This is a genomic window from Kutzneria buriramensis (assembly GCF_003387475.1).
In the GTDB taxonomy this organism is placed as follows: domain Bacteria; phylum Actinomycetota; class Actinomycetes; order Mycobacteriales; family Pseudonocardiaceae; genus Kutzneria; species Kutzneria buriramensis.
In genome coordinates this window covers 528192-545256 of record NZ_QUNO01000007.1, presented here as the reverse complement: position 1 = coordinate 545256, position 17065 = coordinate 528192, and the positions used below count along the sequence as shown (strand labels likewise).

Genomic DNA, 17065 nt, shown 5'->3' with positions numbered 1-17065 from the left:
GGCTTCACATCTACAATCACCACCGCGGCCACACCGCACTCGCGGGTCTCCCACCCGCCAGCCGCGTTCCCAACCTCACGGATCAGTACAGCTAGCCCAAGTGCTCGCGCAGGAACTCGACGGTCAGCCCAATCACCTGCTCCGTGTACCAGGGCAGTGCCTCGTCCGGCCGGCCCAGCAGCACCGCTACGTCGCCGTGCGTCGCCCCGTCGAGCACGTAACGGCTGCTGTCCACGCCAGCTGCACGCAGCGCGTTGTGCAGCGTCAGCGTCTGTGACGGTGAGATGATGCCGTCGGCGCTGCCGTGCCAGATCTGGAACGGCGGCGCGTCTGCGGTGATGTGGCTCAGCGGGCTCGCGTCCAGCACCTTGTCGTGCACGGTCCTGCCGGTTCCCGGCCCGTGCAGGTACAGCGCCAGCGGGTGGCCGGCACCGTCCAGGGCCGCCTGGGTCTCGGCGTCGAAGTCCTCGGCGATGGTGGCGAAGTCGACGGCGCCGAACTTGTTCACCACCGCCCGCACGCCGGTCGCCGGATCGAGCCCGGCCATCGTGACCAGGTAGCCGCCGGCCGACTCGCCCAGCAGGCCGACGCTGTCGCCGTCGAAGCCGTACTTGTCGGCGTTGGCCCGCAGGAAGGCCACAGCGTCGCGGACGTCGGCGACGCCGTCGGCGTAGGTCGCGCCGGTCAACACCGAGCGGTACTCGATGCTGGCCACGGCGAAGCCGGCCTCGGCCAGCGCGGTGCGCAGTCGCAACCCGTTGGCCTTGTCCACAAAGACGAATCCGCCGCCGGTGACGTAGACGACCAGCGGCTTGCGGCCGGGGCCGGCGGGCACCTTGAGGTCCAACCGCAGCTCGCCGCCGGCGCGCTGGGCGAACGGCAGGTCCAGGTGTTCGGCGATGTCCACGCCCCGGACCGCGATCTGCGGCTCCAGCGGCGCCGGCAACACCGTGCTGGTGCTGGTGTCGCTCGGCGCGATGCTGGTGGCTTCCCTGATCTGCGGGCGCTGTTCCACCATCAGACGTGCTCCCTAGTTCGCGAAGAAGAGTCGGGCCGGGTTGTCCACGAGGATCTGCCGCCGGGCGGCGTCGTCGGCCCAGTCGGCCAGCAGGTTGAGCAGCTCCCCGGTGTCCCGCTGGCCGTTGGGCAGATGCGGCCAGTCCGAGCCCCACACCAGCCGGTCGGGACGGGCCGCCACCAGCGCCCGGCCGAGCGGGCCGACGCTGGACAGCGGCTTGCCGCCGGCCACCCGGTACGGCCCGGACAGTTTGACATAGCACGAGCCACCGTCCACAACGGACAACAGCCGGTCGGCGTCCTTGGCGGTCAGGCCGTCGGACTCCTTCAGGTAGCCCATGTGATCGATGACCACTGTGTCCTCGAAGTCGGCCAGGAACGGGAGCAGCGCGCGGACGACCGGGCCGGGGCTGTAGAACTGGAGGTGCCAGCCGCGCGGCCGGGTGCGCTCGGCGACCGTCCGGATGTGCGCGATGATGTCGTCGAGCGGCTGGTCGGCGCGGGAGAACAGGTCCAGCCGGATCGCCCGGACACCGGCCTCGTGATAGCCGTTCAGCACCTCGTCGGACACGTCGTCCTCGACCTGCACCACGCCTCGCAACCGGGTCGGATCCGAGGCCAGGACGTCGAGCAGCAGGCGGTTGTCGGTGCCGTAGTAGGTGGGCTGCACCAGCACCGCCCGGTCGATGCCCAGCCAGTCCAGCACCTGCCGGTACTGTCGGAGAGTCGCGTCGGGGAAGGTGTACAGCGGGTCCGGCACGTGCGTGTAGCCGGGTTCGAAGACGTGGAAGTGCGCGTCGCAGCTGCCGGCGGGCACGGTGAACGCCGGCTTGGCATTGGTGTCGGCGGGGCGCATCGGCAGCGTCTGCGCGAAGGCGGGCCTCATCGTCACTCCTTCGTCGTGCTTGACGCGGCCGCGAGCGCGGCCCGGTACAGCAGTGCGGAATCGGCGCCGGTCATCACCAGCGGGCAGACTCCCAGCGGCGCCAAGGATCGGTACACCTTGTCGTCGCCGACACCGCCGACCATCAGCAGCTTGTCGTGGCGGCGACACGCCTTCGCCAGCACGGCGACGGCCTCGGCCAGCCGAGGGTCGTCGTACCGGCCAGGCGCGCCGATCTCGGCGGTGAAGTCGTTGGCGCCGAAGGCGATCAGGTCGACACCGTCGACAGCCGCGATGGCGTCGGCGTTGGCGACGCCGGTCGGGGTCTCGATCAGGATCTGCACCACGACCTGGTCGTCCAGCTCGGGGTTCAGCTCACGGGCCGGCGTCGGCCGCATGCCCAGCTGCGGCACCATCGCCGTCTGGGAACGCTGGCCGCGCGGCGCGAAACGGCAGGCCCTGGCCACCGTGCGGGCCTCGTCGGCAGTCTCGACCCGTGGAGCGACGATGCCGTGCGCGCCGCCGTCGAGCAGCCGGCCGATCATGCCGTACTCGCGTTCGGGGACCCGGACGAACGCCGCCATGCCCAGCGCGTCCGCGGTGACGCACAGCATCGCCGCCACGTCGACCGACATCGAGCTGTGCTCGAGGTCGACCAGCACGGCGTGATGGCCGGTCGAGTGGGCGATGTGGACGATGTCCGGCGTCCGGGCCGACCGTAGCCCCATCATCAGCGTGAGCTCGCCGGCGCGCAGCCGCTCCAGGAGATCGATGGCCATACGCCGAGTACAGCGAGCCGCCGCGTGACAATCAAGTAAGTCGGCGTTACTGTTTGCCACCTCCAGCGTAAGAGGGTGTGACGCATGCTCGACGTCCGGAAACTCATCATGCTGCGGGCCGTAGCGGCCGAGGGGTCCATCGCCGCCGCCGGTCGGGCCCTCCAGTACACGCGGTCGGCGGTGTCCCAGCAGCTCACCGCCCTCGAGGCGGAGGCAGGCGCGGCGCTGGTCGACCGGGCCGGCAACCGCGTGACGCTCACCCCCAAGGGCCGGGCGCTGGTCGAGCACGCCGAGCGCATCCTGGTGGAGATGCGGGCGGCCGAGGCGATTCTGGCCGGCGCCGACGCCGAGGTCGCCGGGCTGCTCCGGGTTGGCATCCCGTTCCGGGAGGGGCCGCAGCTGATGAGCCGCGCCCTCACCGAGGTCCGGCGCCGCTTTCCCGCGATTGAGGTGCGGCTGGCCAGCACCACCGACGAGACCGCACCGGACGCGGTCCGGCGCGACCAGCTGGACCTGGCGATCCTGTCCCGCTACGGCAACACGCACGGCCCGACCGCGCCCGGGCTGAGGGAATGGGTGCTCGGGCACGACCCGCTGCGGCTGTGTGTGCCGGAGGGGCATCCGCTGGCCAACCGGCCCAGCTGCGAGATGGACCAGCTGCGGGACGAGTCGTGGGTGATGTGCCCGGGCACGCCGCTGGGCCGGCTGGTGGCCAGCATGTGCGCGCTGGCCGGCTTCCAGCCCCGGGTGGCCGCGACCGTGGACGACGTCGGCACCGCGCTGGGCCTCGTCGGCATGGCGTGGGGCGTGACCGTCGCCCCCGAGCTGACGCCGGCCCTGCGGGACGAGCGCGTCGCGCGGCTGCCGATCGCCGGCGTCGACACCGTCCGACACAACATGCTCGTCGTCCGCGACGGCGATCATCTCTCGCCGCGGGTAGCCGCGGTGATAGCGGCGGTCCGGGCCGTGGCCGCCGAGCTGCCGGGCGGGGAGGCCACCGGTGGGCGTCAATCAGCCTGACGGTGAGGGAGACCAGTCGTAACGCCGGCTTCGTTGCCTGACCGGCGGCCGGGCGGCTGTACTGGCCGCATGCTGACCGAATGGTGTCGTATCCCCACGTCCGGCGCGCGGGCGGTGGCGCCGTTCGAAGTCGAAGGGCACTCGCTGGTGGCGATTCCGCAGCTGGCCTACGACGTGCCGGGGCAGCCGCCGCACATGAACGGCGGCGACAGCGACACCGAGATGCTGATCCTGCGCCGCACCGCCGACGGCTACGAGCCGTTCCAGACGGTGCCCGCGCCCGGCGGCGAGGACGCCGAGTTCTTCCGCATCGGCGACCGGTCGTTCCTGGCCACCGCCAGCATCCGCACCGGCCACGGCCCGTACCACTTCGACGCCGAGTCCACCGTGTACGAATGGACCGGCTCGGAGTTCGCCGCCTTCCAACGGTTCCCGACCTTCGCGGCCAAGCAGTGGCGGCACTTCGTGATCGGCGACGACCACTTCCTGGCGCTGGCCCAGGGCGTCGACCCGCCGGGGGTCGACCTGCCCAACGTGCCATCGCACATCTTCCGCTGGGACGGCACGGTCTTCCGGCCGTTCCAGGACATCCCGTCGCGGTGGGCCTACAACTGGCACCACTTCACCTTGGACGGCAACGACTTCCTGGCCCACGCCGACCACATCGGACCGTCGCGGCTGTACCGGTGGGCCGGGCGGGAGTTCGTCGCGCACCAGGACCTGGCCGAGCAGCACGGTCGGGCCTTCGCCACGTTCCACGCCGACGGCGACGACTTCCTGCTGGTCGGGTGCATCGCCAGCCCGTCGCGGCTGCTGCGCTGGGACAACGGGAAGTTCGTCGAGCGCGACGTGCTGGACGGCCTTGGAACCCGCGAATTCGCCGTGCACTTCCCTTACGTGGTGCGGGTGAACTTCATTCTCGGCACACCGGCCGCACCGACCACCGCCCTCACCTCTCAGCTCTACCGCTGGCAGCAGGGAAAGCTGACCCAGGTGGCGGAGTTCCCCACCTCCGGCGGCACCGATGTGGCCGTGCTGGCCGATGCCGGCGGCGCACTGGTGGCGGTGTCGAACTCGCTGAGCGCCGACGTCCGGTTCCGCACCGACACCGTCATCTACCGACTCCGGAGCGCCTGACATGTACGAGGATCCCGATCTGGTGCGCCTGTTCACCACCTACACCTCGCACCCCGAGGGCATCGGCCGCCGGCTGACCCGCTCCTACGCCGAGCGCACCCGGGATCTCCCGCTGCTGGTCGCCACCGGCGCCGACTTCGCGCTCTACCCCGGCGGCGGCCGGCCTCCGGTGGTCGAGGGCTATCGGCTCTCTCCGCGTGGTTTCAAGGAGTTGACCGGCGTCTCGCACCTCGGCCCGGCCGTGGCCAGCCTGGTGCACATGCGCACCAGCCTGTGCGACGACGGCTGGCGCGCCCAGGCCGAGCGGCTGCTGACCGAGACCAAGAACGCCCGTGCGGCCAACACGTATGCGCTGTGGCGCGACCAGATCCGCGTCGAGGCCTACCGCGGACGCGAGCGGGAGATCGCCGACATGATCGACTACGCCTGCGCCGCCACCGCCCGCTACCTCACCGCCGCGCTGGCCGACGAGGAATACCTCAACGCCGAGACCCTGCGGGCCGACTACCTCGACGGCGGCCCGGTGCCGGTCAACCACGTCATGGTCGCCACGTTCTTCCTGGCCGGCCTGGACATCAGCTTCCGCATCGGGCGGTGGCTGCGGGCCCAGGACATCGACTGGCAGCGGGCCATGGTCCTGATCGCCGGGCGGCAGGGCCGCGCCACCGCCGGCGTCACGTGGACGACCAGCAGCGTCGCCACCATGATCCTCGGCACCGCCGACGGCCAGCTGCCGTTGGAGCGCCTCTATCTCGCCCCGCACGCGCCGACCTTCGCCACGCCGGTGGACGGCGACCTGTCCGAATGCGTCGCCCTGGAACCGGAACTGCGGGGTATCTGGTGCTCGACCCGCGCCACCGTGGAGCTCGGCGAGCTCATGTTCGCCGGCCATCCCCGCTACTCCCCCGCCGGCGTGCGCTTTCCCGACGTCAGCGACCCGGCGGTCACCGAGGTCAGCGAGATGCCGGTCGTGCACTCGGCCGACGACATGCGGGCCCTGGTCACCCGGCTTCGGGTCGTGCTGGAGGATCCCCGGCAGCTGCTGTCCGGCGCGGTGATCGATCTCGCCGTCGAGGCCCTCGGCGCCGCGGACTGGGATCCCACGCGCGTCGTCGTGCCGGGGCTGACCGGCGTGCGTTACCCGACCGACTAGCGCCGAGCAGACCGGGCCCGTCTCGCCTTCCGCAGCTGTCGCCAACCTGCCGATACCGACCAAATCGGACGGTGCCGCAGTAGGGTCGGCGCATCGACAACCGAGCCCCTGCACGCGTTGCCGTGACGACCGACATCGGTCCCGGCGGCCATCGGCAACGCCATCTTCCACGCCACCGGCCGCCGTGTCCGGGACCTACCCATATCCCAGGACAACCTCTCGTAGTCCGCCGAGACAAGCGCGATCCGCTCGGCGGCATGCCGGGCGCATGTCGCATTGGCGCTCGAAACGCCGCTAACCGACCAGCTCGGCTGCCGGCTCTGCGCGGAACGTGCGGCGGTAGGCGTGCGGGGACACCCCGAGTTCGGCGTTCATGTGCTGGCGCAATGACGTGGCGGTGGCGAAGCCGACGTCGGCGGCGATCTGGTCGACCGACAATGTGCTGGACTCCAACAGGTGCCGGGCCCGATGCAGGCGCTGCTGGATGATCCACCGGTGCGGCGGCAGGCCCGTCTCGTCGCGGAACCGCCGGGCGAAGGTGCGAGGGCTCATGTGCACCAAGTCCGCCAGCTCGGGAACGCTCAGCGGCGCGGCCATGTGCTCCAGCGCCCACTGGCGGGCCGGTGCGGTGGAGGAGGCAGGATCGTCGGGCACGGGCCGGTCGATGTACTGGGCCTGGCCGCCGTCACGGAACGGCGGCACCACGCAACGACGCGCGGCGCGGTTGGCGACCTCGCTGCCCAGGTCCGAGCGGATCAGGTGCAGGCACAGGTCCACTCCGGACGCAGCGCCGGCCGAGGTCAGAACGTCGCCGTCCTCGATGAACAGCACGTCTTCGTCCAAGCGGATGTGCGGGAACCAGGTGCGGAACTGCTCGGCCGCCTCCCAGTGCGTGGTGGCGCGGCGACGGTCGAGCAGACCGGCGGCGGCCAGGACGAAAGCGCCGGTGCAGATCGAGGCCACCCGGGTGCCGGGCCGGATCTGCCGCATCGCGGTGGCCACTGGTTCGGACAAGCGGGGTCCGAGGCGGGACGGATGCGTCGGGGCGATGATGACCGTGCCGGCGGACTCCACGATTTCCGGACCGTGCGCCGGCGTGATGGCGAAGCCGGCGTTCGTCTCGATGGGACCGCCGTCCACCGAGCAGGTCCGCACCTCGTAAGCACCGCCGGCCGCCCCGAACACGCGGGCCGGGATGCCCAGCTCGAAGGGGAACACCCCGTCGAGCGCGAGCACGGCGATCTGGTGCGGGAACGCTCCGTCGGACAGCATGGCAGAATTCTATCGGAAGCTGACCAATCTGCCATGGTCGACAGGTCTGCGCTGGTCGCAGCATTGATCACATGACCGACACCATGCAGACCATCAGCCAGGACCGGCTCGGCGGGCCCGAGGTCCTCACGCCCGCCACGGCCCCCGTTCCGACGCCCGGGGTCAGCCAGATCCTCGTCCGGGTGCACGCCGCCGGCGTGAACCCGATCGACGCCACCAACCGCAAGACCGGCATGTTCCTGGGCGAGCCGCCGTTCACGCTCGGCTGGGACGTCTCCGGCACCGTGGCGGGCGTCGGCCTCGGCGTCAGCGTGCACCAGGTCGGTGACGAGGTCTTCGGCATGCTGCCCTTCCCCAGCGGACACGGGGCGTACGCGGAGTACGTCGTCGTCCCGGCCCGCCTGTTCGTGCCCAAGCCCGACGCGCTCACGCACATCGAGGCGGCGTCGCTGCCGCTGGCCGGGCTGACCGCCTGGCAGGCGCTGGCCGAGACCGCGCACGTCACCGCCGGCAGCCGGGTGCTGGTCAACGGCGCGGCCGGCGGCGTCGGCCACCTCGCCGTGCAGATCGCCAAGGCGCTCGGCGCGCACGTCACCGCCGTGGTGTCCGCCCCCAATGTCGACTTCGCCCGGGCACTCGGCGCCGACGACGTGATCGACCGCGCCACCACCGACTACACCAAGACGGTCCGGAATCTGGACGTCGTGCTGGACACCACTGGTGGGGACCCGCTGCCGGCCTTCGACTCCCTCAAGGTCGGCGGCGTCTTCGTCACCCTCGCACCCCCGGTGCTGGGTCCGGCCAGGGCCGAAGCCGAGCGCCGGCGCATCCGCAGCGCGACGCTGCTCGTCGAGGCCGACCGGGTCGGCATGAACGCCCTCGTCGACCTCGTGGCCGGCAAGCAACTGACGCCCGTGGTCGGCGCGACGTTCCCGTTGGCCGAGGCGGGCGCCGCCCAGAGCACCCAGCCCGCTCGCGGCAAGACCGTGCTTGTCGTCAGTTGATCGTTACTTCCCAATCCCAGAAGGAGTTTCTGCCGTGAATGCGCCCCTGACCGGGACCGTCGCGCTGGTGACCGGCGCGAGCAGCGGCATCGGCGCCGCGATCGCCCGCGGCCTGGCCGCGGACGGCGCGGCCGTCGCACTGGTCGCCCGCCGCGTCGACCGACTGAAGTCGCTCGCCGACGAACTGCCCCTCGCACTGGCCGTGGGAGCCGATGTCACCGATGCCACGCAGGCAGCCAATGCCGTCGCACGCGCGGCCACCGAATGGGGACGGCTGGACATCGTGGTCAACAACGCCGGCCTGATGCTGGCCGGCCCGGTCGCCGACGCGCCTGACGGTGAGTGGGAACGGATGCTCTCGGTCAACCTCAACGGCACACTGAACATCGTCAGGGCCGCGCTGCCGCACCTGCGACGAGCCGGCACCATCGGGCCGCGCGACGTGGCGGACCTCGTCACCATCAGCTCGACCTCGGGCCGGCTCGCCCGGTCCGGCAACGCCGTCTACAGCCTGACCAAGTTCGGCGTGAACGGCTTCTCCGAGGCGTTGCGGCAGGAGATGGTGCCGCACCGGGTGCGGGTTGGCGAGGTGGCGCCGGGCATCGTCGACACCGAGATGGCCACCCACACGCGCGACGGCGTCCGTGAGGCGTTCCTGGGCCAGGTCGCCGAGGTGACGTTGATGCAGCCCTCGGACATCGCCGACGCGGTGCGGTACATGGTGACCCGTGGCCGCCGCGTCGCGGTCAACGAGATGCTTGTTCGTGCCGCCGAGCAGACCTGGTGACGGCACCGACGCTGCTGGCGCACGGCTTTCTCAACGACACCACCCGTGCGGGACGAGTTCGTGCTCGCACTTGGCGACACGGTGCCTCGCTACAGGTGGACCCTGCCGAGATCAGGCGCACGTCTCTGACGAGTTGAGCCTGGCCCGCTTCGCCGAGGAGGTGACCGGCGTCGTCGACGGGATCGACGGACCGGTCGTCCTCGTCGGGCAGAGCATGGGCGCACAAGTGGACAGCGGCGTCCTGGTCTCCCCCGTGCCGCTGCACGGCACCCGCCTTCCGGACGACGACATCGCCCACACCCGCGCCTCCGCAGGAAACCTGACGTGCAGCGCATAATCCGCCAGGATCTGTCACCGGATTTGAGCGCGCCGGCGCTCGATCATCCGGCGCGCTGCGGCATGCGCGTCGCCGCGTCGACGGTGTCCCGGTACATCGACACCTGGAACGACGGGCTTCCGCAGGCACCGGACGTCACCGCCGACCGGTGGGGCATCCTGACGTAAAGCATCCATCATTCGCTCGTTTAACGGCAACACGGCGCCGCGGCGACACTTGCACAATCAGAGACGACGTCCGCAAGGTGATGGATGTAGCATCCACCGTCGAACTCCAACAACCCAGACGGATGATCCAAATGGCATATTCGCCAACTCCAAGCCTTCTGGGAGCGCTTCCAGATCGAAGGTGTGAGCCACTCTTGGACAAGCTGGCCTCAGCGGGCGGCGTTCAGATGCCGAAAAGATACCCTATACCCGCATCGCCAACCATGATCAAAGAGCTACGACAATAGACCCCTTTACTTTGACAAGTAGACTTGGACGCGAGCTTGGAGAACGGGCACGAGCACACCGTTGACCCTGGATTCAACTGGGGGTCAAGGGGTCGCAGGTTCAAATCCTGTCGTCCCGACGGTCAGCGGAGCCCCGCCGATCTCGCCGAAAGGCCAGGTCAGCGGGGCTTCGTGCTGTTGTCACCGCGCCGACACCATGATCAACCCAACACGCCTCCTGGGGACCATTTGGGGACCAAGGCCTCGACGAGCGTGCGCCACGCCCCAAAGCAGCCGCCTGCGCGGTCATCCAACTCGCGGAGCCATGCACCACCGCCGGCACACATCACCGCCAGACCCAATCGCGGGGCAGGCCAACCGTCGCCCCCAATAACAGACGGTCAGCTCATGAACGAGGAAAAGACTCACTGAGTTGATCAGCACCTTTACCTGCCGCTTCGGGTGCGACGGGGCGAGGATCACCGTGTTTGTCCCGCAGCTGTCCCGCGCGCACGACGACGTCGTGCGCGCGGGCCGCAGCTGCCGTAAGCGTCTTACGGCAGCTGCGGCCCGAACCGCCAGCCTGTCGATCGTCTGCAGCGACGACCGAGTCGTCCAGCGCCGCCGCAACGAAATCTGGGGCCCATGTGAAAGCACTCGACGGCGACCGGCGACGGTGCGGAAGCTGCGGAAATTCCCGCTCGCCGTGGCGATAAATCGCCCACGACAACACTCCCCCGTGGGGTATGACCGCCCGACGGAGGGCAGGCAGCCGCACCGGGGAAGTGCACCCAACCGAACGTGGAGCTACCCAAAGCCCACAGCGAGTCATGCATCAAGAATGGCCGACGGCGAAACGAGCAACTCGACGAGCAGCCCATGTCACACTCTTCCACCTCCTGACGATGTCCCTGCGAGCCTACGAGACATGCCAGGGGAGCGACTATGCAGAACGATCGGGAAACGGCAGGTCAGCATGTCGGCTTCGAGCCCCTGATGGGTGCCGAGCCCGCGACGGTTCCGCCATCGGTCGCCATCGAACTGCGTGTTACACCCAGGCCGAGCGACGCGCCCGCATACGCCATGGTGTTCTGGAACTGTCCAACCTCGTGGTGACGGCAGCCATCCCGGCGTGCGCGGCGTTCGAGGTCGACAGCCGAATCATCGCAGTGCTTGGCTCCCTGATAGTTGCAGCCAACGGCGCCAGGCAGCTGTTCGGCTGGAAGGAGGCATGGGCCAACCGGAAGGCCGTCAGGAACGGAATCGAGCACGAACTGGCTTTGTACGCCATCAAGACCTGGCCGTACAACGACGAAGATGCAGCGCGCCGGCTCGTCGAGAACGTGGAGCAGATTTGCGCGTTGGAGCGGGAGCAAAGACAAGCTCGCGTCCTGGCGTACGATCCAACCCAAGGCGGTACGAGCGGAAAGCGCGCAAACCAAACTGGCCACCGGCAGCGCCCGCTCTGGGCGTGAGATCGGCCGAAACTTCACACAGCGGTCGCGTGGACCAGCAGAGTGCCGACTTCCCCGTCAGCTGGCCCGGGGATGACCGAGGCTGTGGCGGTGAAGCCCGTGTCGGCGAGCATCTTCTCCCACTGGTCGGCCGGATAGTTCCACTTGCTCACGGCCGGGCCGGCGATGACGCCCGCCTCCGTGGCGGGCAGCTGGGAGAACGCGAGCACACCGCCAGGGCGAAGCCGGTCACGTACCGCGGGAAGCAGGATCGCAGGGTCGGTGAACCAGACAGCGCCGAAGATTGAGTACATGACGTCGAAGACCTCATCTTTCTCAGCGAGGTAGGCGACGGCGTCGGCGGTGACGAACTCCAGCCCCGGCAGGTGCCCCCACTCCGCCACGGCAGTGCTCGTCCGGCTGGGCGCGAGGTCCACGCCCGTGCAGTTCCCCCCCAATGTAGCCAGGTGCGCGAGATTCGCGCCGCTGCCCGAACCCAGCTCCAGCACCCGTCGTCCGGCCAAGTCGCCGAGCACCGACTCGTCGGGGCCGTGGTCGGGGTACTGAGTCCAGTTCAGCCACGTGCTCGCGCCAGCCGCGTTGACGGCGCGCCGGGGCCGAGAGTTGCTCGCATAACGCTCCCACACCTCGACCGCACTCACGGAGGCATCCTTCCCCACATCAATGGCACTGGCCTCGTCCCCTGGGGGCGAGGCCAGCGATCGTAGCGTCGGACTACTTCTTACCGCCCGGGCTGTCCGAGCAGCCGGCGTAGCACTGGGTGCACTCGACCTCCAGGGCACCCCACAACCCGGCGTCGAGCGCGAACCCCTCAGCCCGGATCGCGTCGATGGTCTGCCGGAGCACCTGGGGCTGGCTCGCCCGTTCCTCGGGCAGGTGCGGCACGTGGTGCAAATAGCGGCCCGCGTGGCGCAGGCAGAACTCCCAGTAGCTGGGGGTGTCGAGCACGAAGGAGTGCACGCCCTTGTCCACGGCAGGCGCCGGTCCCATCGGCACCGTCGGGTTGCCCGCCGCGGTGACGAGGTAGGCCACGGTCTGGCCGAACGTCCGCTCAGCCAGGTCCCAGTCCATGTCGTGGTCGCGCATGATCAGACGAACCTCGCGCTCCCAGACCTCCGGCGACACGCAGATACGAGGGTCGCGCAGCTCCACTGCGGCAGCGGTCATGGCAGTTCTCCCATCGATCGGTGTTGGTGTGGGCGCGGATGGCGCCGGTGGGTGCCGCGTCGTGTCGGGGGCAGTTCGACGCGGCACCCACCAGCGAACCGGCCGTCGGCGGCAAGGAGGCGAGCTCGCCGACAGCCGCGCAGCACCGGGGATCCAGTGCAAGACGAGCGTGGCGGCGTGGTTACGGCACCGGCCAGAGCGTGGGATGTAGGTCCAGCGGCACCAGGTAGCCGACCGGTACTCCGGCGGCCTGGAGGTGTCGGGCCGCGGCGTCGAATCCGGTGCACGGCCAGCCTTGTCGCGAGCACATCGGGCACGTGGTGGGCTGGTCGGGCGTGGGTAGGTGCGCGGTCAGTTGCTCGATCGCTTCGGCGACGCGGCCGGCGGGGCTGTCGGTCGCGATGACCATGGCGGTGACCTCCCGCAACCAGCCCATGGGATTAGGCCGAGATCGGGTTGGAGTGGCGTGGTAGCCGACGGCGACCGTCGCGCAGGTCCGCGACGAGGTCGTCGTAACCGATGGACAGCTCGCTGACGTGCTGGAGCAGGCTGGCGGCGAGGTCGGCGCTGCCCGGGTCTTCGCTGTCTTTGACGAGGTTCACTGCGTCCAGGTGCCGACCAGTCGGTCGACCAGTCGGCCGAGCGACTCGGTGTGCACGGCGGCGTGGCGGTTTGCCGGCAGCACTGCGCACGCCCATCGATCAATACGGTCGAGGAGCACTACCCGGCCGGTGTCGGCGGCGGCGATCGCGCGGGCCGCGATGGCCAACGCATGGTCGTCGGCCGCTGGGTCGCACGCCAGCTGCTGCGCTTCGACGCGACTGCGGTGCAGGGCGGCGAACGCCACCGCCGCCTTCAGCAGCGGGTGCGGGTTGCTCTGGGCGGCGGTGACGGCGCAGGTCCGCAGAACCACGGACGGACGGGGGACGCCGATGGTCTCGTCGGCGGCCCGCGCCGTGTGTGGTCGATCGTCAGCGGCTACCGCCGTCGGAGTGTTCGTGCTGGTCATCGCCGCCACCTCCGTTACTGTGAGAGCTGGGTCACGTCGCTGTCGGTCACGAAACCAGCAGCGACAGGTGGCCATCAACGCGGACATGCGGCACGGGTGCGGCAGGCATGCGGCATCCGCCGCCGTGACCAGCGGCGATCCGATCGGGTGAACCCCGTAGCGGGAGGCGTGCGAGATGGCAGGCGGACACGAGCTGTTCGAGCGTCGCCGGGCCTTGGGCCTGTCCCAGCAGGACATCGCCGACGCGCTCGAGGTCGAGCGGTCCACGGTCGGACGGTGGGAGGGCGGGAAGAACTCGCCGGCCTTGCACCTGCGGCCCCGACTCGCGAAGCTGTTGAAGATCACGCAGTCCGAGCTCGCCATCATGCTCGCTCGGTGCACCAGCAACCAGCCCGCCGCGCAGCGGCCCGACCTCGCGGAGAATGACGACATGGCCTTGTACCGCCGTGATCTGCTTCGCGTGTTTAGCCTCGCCGCCGCCCTGCTCGCGCTGCCCGCACACGACCTGGCCGACCTCGACGACGCTGACGACCTCGACGGGTACGCGCTGCTCAACAGCCGCCTGTGGCAGACCTTCACGCTGACCTCCGCCAAGGCCACGATGCGGGCCGTGGTCGAGGAGCAGCTGCGGGTGCTCACCGCTCAGTTGTCCCAGTCGCGTGGCCCGTCCGCGCACCAGCGGCTGTGCGCGCTGGCCGGGGATCTGTTCCAGCTGGCTGGTGAGATCCACTTTGACGCCAGCGACTACACCACCGCCGCCCACTGCTACGCCCTGGCCGCCGAGGCAAGCAAGGCCGCCTCCGCCTACGACCAGTGGGCCTGCGCCTTGACCCGCCACGCCTTCATCTCCGTCTACGAACGGAACTTCGCCAACGCCGAACCGATGCTCGACGCGGCCGCCGGTCTGGCCCGCCGCGGGGATTCCCAGCTGTCGACCCGCTACTGGGTCGCCGCCGTCCAGGCCGAGACCTTCGCCGGCCAGGGCAACCTCGCCGCCTGCCAACGCGCCCTCGACCGCGCCGAAGGAGTCCTGGCGTTGCACGGTCCAGTGCACAACGGCGGCTGGTTGCGCTTCGACGGCTCCCGGCTGGCCGAAGAACGCGGCACCTGCTTCGCTACGCTCGGCCGGCTCGACCTCGCCGAGTCCGCCCTCACCGACGCCCTCCAGCAGAACCTGTCTCCTCGCCGCCGCGCCGGCGTGCTGAGCGATTTGGCCGTCATCGGCGCCCGCCGCCGCGACCCCGACCAGGTCCTCATCCACGCCGCCCCGGTGCTCCAGCAGGCCCGCACGACCAAGTCCGGCGTGGTCTCCAGCAAGCTCCGCGGCTTGCAGCCCCACCTCACGCCGATGCTGGCCAACACGAAGATCGCCCAGCTGAACGCCGGCATCGACGACCTGGTCGGCTCGTCGAGAAACCGGTGACGACAAGGAGGACCGTGGACGAGGACCAGCTCATCGCGGGTGGCCGGGTGTTCCGCGAGGCATGGATCGCCGGCGTCCGCAAGCACTTCCCCGGCGAGCCCAAGCCCGGCTACGTCGCCTCGTGGGAGGACACCGCGGACTGGGAGAAGGCCGCCGCTGTTGTCGTCTACGAGCAGGTCCGGACGTTTCTCGGGGTCACCGCCGGTGCCGCCGCCAAGCTCAGCCGCACACAGAAGGGGCAGTTCGTCGCGGCGTGCTGGACGGGGCAGGTCTACCAGCACTTCGCCGACCCCAAGCCGTCCTACGTCGCCGAGTGGAACGCCCTACCCGAGTGGTGGCAGGAGACGGACGCCGACGTCTTCGAACACATCGAGAACAACGCTGGCCAGGAATAGACGACCGATCCCTTAAGCCCCAGTTGGAGGCGCTGGCGACCGCGGACGCGTTCGGCGCGTTCGGCCTGGACTGCCGGCAAGCGTTGTGGGCGGCTGGTGCCGCCGCCCGGACCGCCCGGACCGACTGTTGGGCACCACGGTGGGCACCGACGCGCCGATGCTGCCCGGCATGGACGAGATCGAGACCGCCGTCGCCGACGTGTGGGCGACCGGGATCACCCCCGATAGCCACCCCATCCAGTTCCTGCGTCCGCGCCTCAACAGGCTGGGGTCATCCCGATCGCCTGGCTGTCCACTCTGGAACATGGTGAGCGCGTGGTGGTCGGTGGCGCGGTCACCCATCGGCAGCGGCCGGCGATGGCCGGCGGGATCGCGTTCCTCAACCTGGAGGACAAGACTGGCAGGCTCAACGTCGTGTGCTGTGCCGTTCGGAAATCCATCCCTGCTGGTCAAGCGGCATACCTGTACTCGTTGATCAAGCCGCCGAGTACCCGAGTGCGAAGGAGGTGATCAGCCTTCGTGCCGGCTGTGGGTACCGGGTGCTGCTGGGCGAGGGGCGGTAGTTGGTCGCGCGCCTGATGCGGTCGATGACCGTTATAGTGCTGAGCGTAGATCTCCAGGATCTGTCGGGCGTGGGCCAGGTTCCAGATCAGTACGTGGTCAAGGACCTCGCGCCGCAGTGTCCCGATGACGCGTTCGCAATGAGCGTTTGCCCGTGGAGCACGAGGCGGCGTCCTGATGATCTCCACGTCCTCGGCCGCAAAGACAGCATCGAAGGACTCGGTGTATTTCGCGTCCCGGTCACGAATCAGGAAGCGCAGTGACCCCATCTGCACGCCCAACTCGATGGCGAGGTTTCTGGCCTGCTGCGTGACCCAGGCCCCGGTTGGATGCGCGGTTACTCCCGCGATGCGCAGTCTGCGTGTGCCGTGTTCGAGTAAGACCAGGGCGTATACCAGGCGCAGGTCCACCAGATCAATGTGGACGAAGTCGCAGGCGATGACGCCCTTGGCCTGTGCGGCCAGGAATTCCCGCCACGTCGGCCCGACACGACGCGGAGCGGGATCGACCCCGGCCGCGGTGAGGATCTCCCAGACCGTCGTGGTGCCGAGCGGGTGCCCAAGGCGGGCCAACTCGCCCTGGATACGTCGGCACCCCCAGCGCGGGTTGTCCCGAGCCAACCGCAGCACCACCGCCCTGACCGCACTTGCGGTCGATGGCCTGCCGGCCACCGTCCGGCGTCGGCTGTAGTCCCACTTGCGGGCGACCAGTCGGCGGTGCCAGGCAAGCAGGGTCCCGGGCGTCACCAGGAACACGCGTGCCCACTGCTCTCGACGGATCAGCGCGGACAGCGCCGCGAACCACACCCGGTCCGCTGGCTCGTACCGCACCGGCCGCGTCAGTTGCCGGCGCAGCACGGCGTTCTCGTGCCGCAGTACGAGAAGTTCCGCGTCCTTGGCCGTGTCCCGCCGCAGCAGCACCGCCGGGACCGCAAGCAGGCTCCGCGCCACCTGGTACACCAGTGAAACGATCATTCAGACAGCGTTCCAGCCGTGCGAGATGGCGCGCTTGCCACCTCCGACCAGCAGCGACGACTTCCCGAACGGCACACGGTACGACAACGGTGCGCGCGGTGCTCGCCGATCCGAGGGTCGGCTCGAACCCCACCCGGCCGGGTTGCCCCAGCTTGCGGCCCGGTGCGGCCCGTCCGGCGCCGGCGCCACCGGGCGTGTTCATTCAGATGGACCCGCCACAACACGGCGCGTATCGGCGA

The 17065-nt window shown here is 69.7% G+C and carries 20 protein-coding genes; 10 read left to right on the top strand and 10 right to left on the bottom strand.

What is annotated here, in order from left to right; all coding sequences use genetic code 11:
- Nucleotides 1–91: 91 nt before the first annotated feature.
- From BCF44_RS23265 to BCF44_RS23255, 3 genes are read right to left on the bottom strand one after another with little or no spacing between them, the layout of a single operon-like run.
- Nucleotides 92–1018, bottom strand: coding sequence for an alpha/beta hydrolase (locus BCF44_RS23265; RefSeq protein WP_116176429.1), 927 nt, complete (start codon nt 1016–1018; stop codon nt 92–94).
- A 12-nt stretch (nt 1019–1030) separates the two neighbouring features.
- Complete coding sequence (locus tag BCF44_RS23260) at nt 1031–1903, bottom strand: amidohydrolase family protein (RefSeq protein ID WP_116176428.1); 873 nt, start codon at nt 1901–1903, stop codon at nt 1031–1033.
- 2 nt (nt 1904–1905) lie between these two features.
- Nucleotides 1906–2679, bottom strand: a complete 774-nt coding sequence (locus BCF44_RS23255) for an HpcH/HpaI aldolase family protein (RefSeq protein WP_116176427.1) — start codon at nt 2677–2679, stop codon at nt 1906–1908.
- Nucleotides 2680–2763: 84 nt separating this feature from the next.
- Between BCF44_RS23255 and BCF44_RS23250 the strand changes: the two genes are divergently transcribed.
- From BCF44_RS23250 to BCF44_RS23240, 3 genes are all read left to right on the top strand, one after another.
- Nucleotides 2764–3699, top strand: a complete 936-nt coding sequence (locus BCF44_RS23250) for a LysR family transcriptional regulator (RefSeq protein WP_116176426.1) — start codon at nt 2764–2766, stop codon at nt 3697–3699.
- 69 nt (nt 3700–3768) lie between these two features.
- Nucleotides 3769–4836: a hypothetical protein gene (locus BCF44_RS23245; RefSeq protein WP_116176425.1), complete on the top strand. Its 1068-nt coding sequence runs from the start codon at nt 3769–3771 to the stop codon at nt 4834–4836.
- A 1-nt stretch (nt 4837) separates the two neighbouring features.
- Complete coding sequence (locus BCF44_RS23240; protein WP_116176424.1) at nt 4838–5989, top strand: DUF5624 domain-containing protein; 1152 nt, start codon at nt 4838–4840, stop codon at nt 5987–5989.
- Between the two features lie 294 nt (nt 5990–6283).
- Here the strand turns inward: BCF44_RS23240 and BCF44_RS23235 are convergent, their stop codons facing one another.
- Complete coding sequence (locus BCF44_RS23235; RefSeq protein ID WP_116176423.1) at nt 6284–7261, bottom strand: GlxA family transcriptional regulator; 978 nt, start codon at nt 7259–7261, stop codon at nt 6284–6286.
- 71 nt (nt 7262–7332) lie between these two features.
- On the opposite strand from BCF44_RS23235, the gene BCF44_RS23230 reads away from it, so the two are divergent.
- From BCF44_RS23230 to BCF44_RS23215, 5 genes are all read left to right on the top strand, one after another.
- Nucleotides 7333–8265: an NADP-dependent oxidoreductase gene (locus BCF44_RS23230; protein ID WP_246015438.1), complete on the top strand. Its 933-nt coding sequence runs from the start codon at nt 7333–7335 to the stop codon at nt 8263–8265.
- A gap of 34 nt (nt 8266–8299) precedes the next feature.
- Nucleotides 8300–9052, top strand: coding sequence for an SDR family oxidoreductase (locus BCF44_RS23225; protein ID WP_116176422.1), 753 nt, complete (start codon nt 8300–8302; stop codon nt 9050–9052).
- A 133-nt stretch (nt 9053–9185) separates the two neighbouring features.
- A complete protein-coding gene (locus BCF44_RS23220; protein WP_116176421.1) occupies nt 9186–9389 on the top strand; it encodes a hypothetical protein in 204 nt (67 codons plus the stop codon).
- The gene (locus BCF44_RS54800; protein WP_147328603.1) at nt 9377–9556 is read left to right on the top strand and encodes a hypothetical protein; all 180 of its coding nucleotides are present in this window, start codon (nt 9377–9379) and stop codon (nt 9554–9556) included. Before BCF44_RS23220 ends, BCF44_RS54800 begins: the two co-directional genes overlap by 13 nt.
- A gap of 1012 nt (nt 9557–10568) precedes the next feature.
- Nucleotides 10569–11297: a DUF4231 domain-containing protein gene (locus BCF44_RS23215; protein WP_116176420.1), complete on the top strand. Its 729-nt coding sequence runs from the start codon at nt 10569–10571 to the stop codon at nt 11295–11297.
- A gap of 14 nt (nt 11298–11311) precedes the next feature.
- On the opposite strand, the gene BCF44_RS23210 is transcribed toward BCF44_RS23215, so the two are convergent.
- The 5 genes from BCF44_RS23210 to BCF44_RS55615 form a co-directional block, all read right to left on the bottom strand.
- Nucleotides 11312–11938 (bottom strand): class I SAM-dependent methyltransferase, encoded by a 627-nt coding sequence (locus tag BCF44_RS23210; RefSeq protein WP_116176481.1) that lies wholly within the window; start codon nt 11936–11938, stop codon nt 11312–11314.
- A gap of 73 nt (nt 11939–12011) precedes the next feature.
- A complete protein-coding gene (locus tag BCF44_RS23205) occupies nt 12012–12464 on the bottom strand; it encodes a glycine-rich domain-containing protein (protein ID WP_116176419.1) in 453 nt (150 codons plus the stop codon).
- Nucleotides 12465–12645: 181 nt separating this feature from the next.
- Nucleotides 12646–12900: a hypothetical protein gene (locus tag BCF44_RS23200; protein ID WP_116176418.1), complete on the bottom strand. Its 255-nt coding sequence runs from the start codon at nt 12898–12900 to the stop codon at nt 12646–12648.
- Between the two features lie 4 nt (nt 12901–12904).
- Complete coding sequence (locus BCF44_RS54795; RefSeq protein WP_147328602.1) at nt 12905–13066, bottom strand: DUF4254 domain-containing protein; 162 nt, start codon at nt 13064–13066, stop codon at nt 12905–12907.
- Complete coding sequence (locus tag BCF44_RS55615; protein WP_170217694.1) at nt 13063–13473, bottom strand: DUF4254 domain-containing protein; 411 nt, start codon at nt 13471–13473, stop codon at nt 13063–13065. Before BCF44_RS55615 ends, BCF44_RS54795 begins: the two co-directional genes overlap by 4 nt.
- A 175-nt stretch (nt 13474–13648) precedes the next feature.
- Between BCF44_RS55615 and BCF44_RS23190 the strand changes: the two genes are divergently transcribed.
- Together BCF44_RS23190 and BCF44_RS23185 are read left to right on the top strand one after the other, a co-directional pair.
- Complete coding sequence (locus BCF44_RS23190; protein ID WP_116176416.1) at nt 13649–14896, top strand: helix-turn-helix transcriptional regulator; 1248 nt, start codon at nt 13649–13651, stop codon at nt 14894–14896.
- A gap of 14 nt (nt 14897–14910) precedes the next feature.
- Nucleotides 14911–15291, top strand: a complete 381-nt coding sequence (locus BCF44_RS23185) for a hypothetical protein (RefSeq protein WP_211353172.1) — start codon at nt 14911–14913, stop codon at nt 15289–15291.
- Nucleotides 15292–15740: 449 nt separating this feature from the next.
- Here the strand turns inward: BCF44_RS23185 and BCF44_RS23175 are convergent, their stop codons facing one another.
- The gene (locus BCF44_RS23175) at nt 15741–16826 is read right to left on the bottom strand and encodes an integrase core domain-containing protein (protein ID WP_116176415.1); all 1086 of its coding nucleotides are present in this window, start codon (nt 16824–16826) and stop codon (nt 15741–15743) included.
- Between the last annotated feature and the right edge of the window lie 239 nt (nt 16827–17065).

Bases quoted from the DNA above. Each gene is read 5' to 3' on its own strand.
- BCF44_RS55615 (WP_170217694.1), bottom strand. From the start codon at position 13,473: ATGACCAGCACGAACACTCCGACGGCGGTAGCCGCTGACGATCGACCA.
- BCF44_RS23175 (WP_116176415.1), bottom strand. From the start codon at position 16,826: ATGATCGTTTCACTGGTGTACCAGGTGGCGCGGAGCCTGCTTGCGGTC.
- BCF44_RS23260 (WP_116176428.1), bottom strand. From the start codon at position 1,903: ATGAGGCCCGCCTTCGCGCAGACGCTGCCGATGCGCCCCGCCGACACC.
- BCF44_RS23200 (WP_116176418.1), bottom strand. From the start codon at position 12,900: ATGGGCTGGTTGCGGGAGGTCACCGCCATGGTCATCGCGACCGACAGC.
- BCF44_RS23205 (WP_116176419.1), bottom strand. From the start codon at position 12,464: ATGACCGCTGCCGCAGTGGAGCTGCGCGACCCTCGTATCTGCGTGTCG.
- BCF44_RS23255 (WP_116176427.1), bottom strand. From the start codon at position 2,679: ATGGCCATCGATCTCCTGGAGCGGCTGCGCGCCGGCGAGCTCACGCTG.
- BCF44_RS23230 (WP_246015438.1), top strand. From the start codon at position 7,333: ATGACCGACACCATGCAGACCATCAGCCAGGACCGGCTCGGCGGGCCC.
- BCF44_RS23250 (WP_116176426.1), top strand. From the start codon at position 2,764: ATGCTCGACGTCCGGAAACTCATCATGCTGCGGGCCGTAGCGGCCGAG.
- BCF44_RS23215 (WP_116176420.1), top strand. From the start codon at position 10,569: ATGACCGCCCGACGGAGGGCAGGCAGCCGCACCGGGGAAGTGCACCCA.
- BCF44_RS23240 (WP_116176424.1), top strand. From the start codon at position 4,838: ATGTACGAGGATCCCGATCTGGTGCGCCTGTTCACCACCTACACCTCG.
- BCF44_RS23235 (WP_116176423.1), bottom strand. From the start codon at position 7,261: ATGCTGTCCGACGGAGCGTTCCCGCACCAGATCGCCGTGCTCGCGCTC.
- BCF44_RS23265 (WP_116176429.1), bottom strand. From the start codon at position 1,018: ATGGTGGAACAGCGCCCGCAGATCAGGGAAGCCACCAGCATCGCGCCG.
- BCF44_RS23190 (WP_116176416.1), top strand. From the start codon at position 13,649: ATGGCAGGCGGACACGAGCTGTTCGAGCGTCGCCGGGCCTTGGGCCTG.
- BCF44_RS23245 (WP_116176425.1), top strand. From the start codon at position 3,769: ATGCTGACCGAATGGTGTCGTATCCCCACGTCCGGCGCGCGGGCGGTG.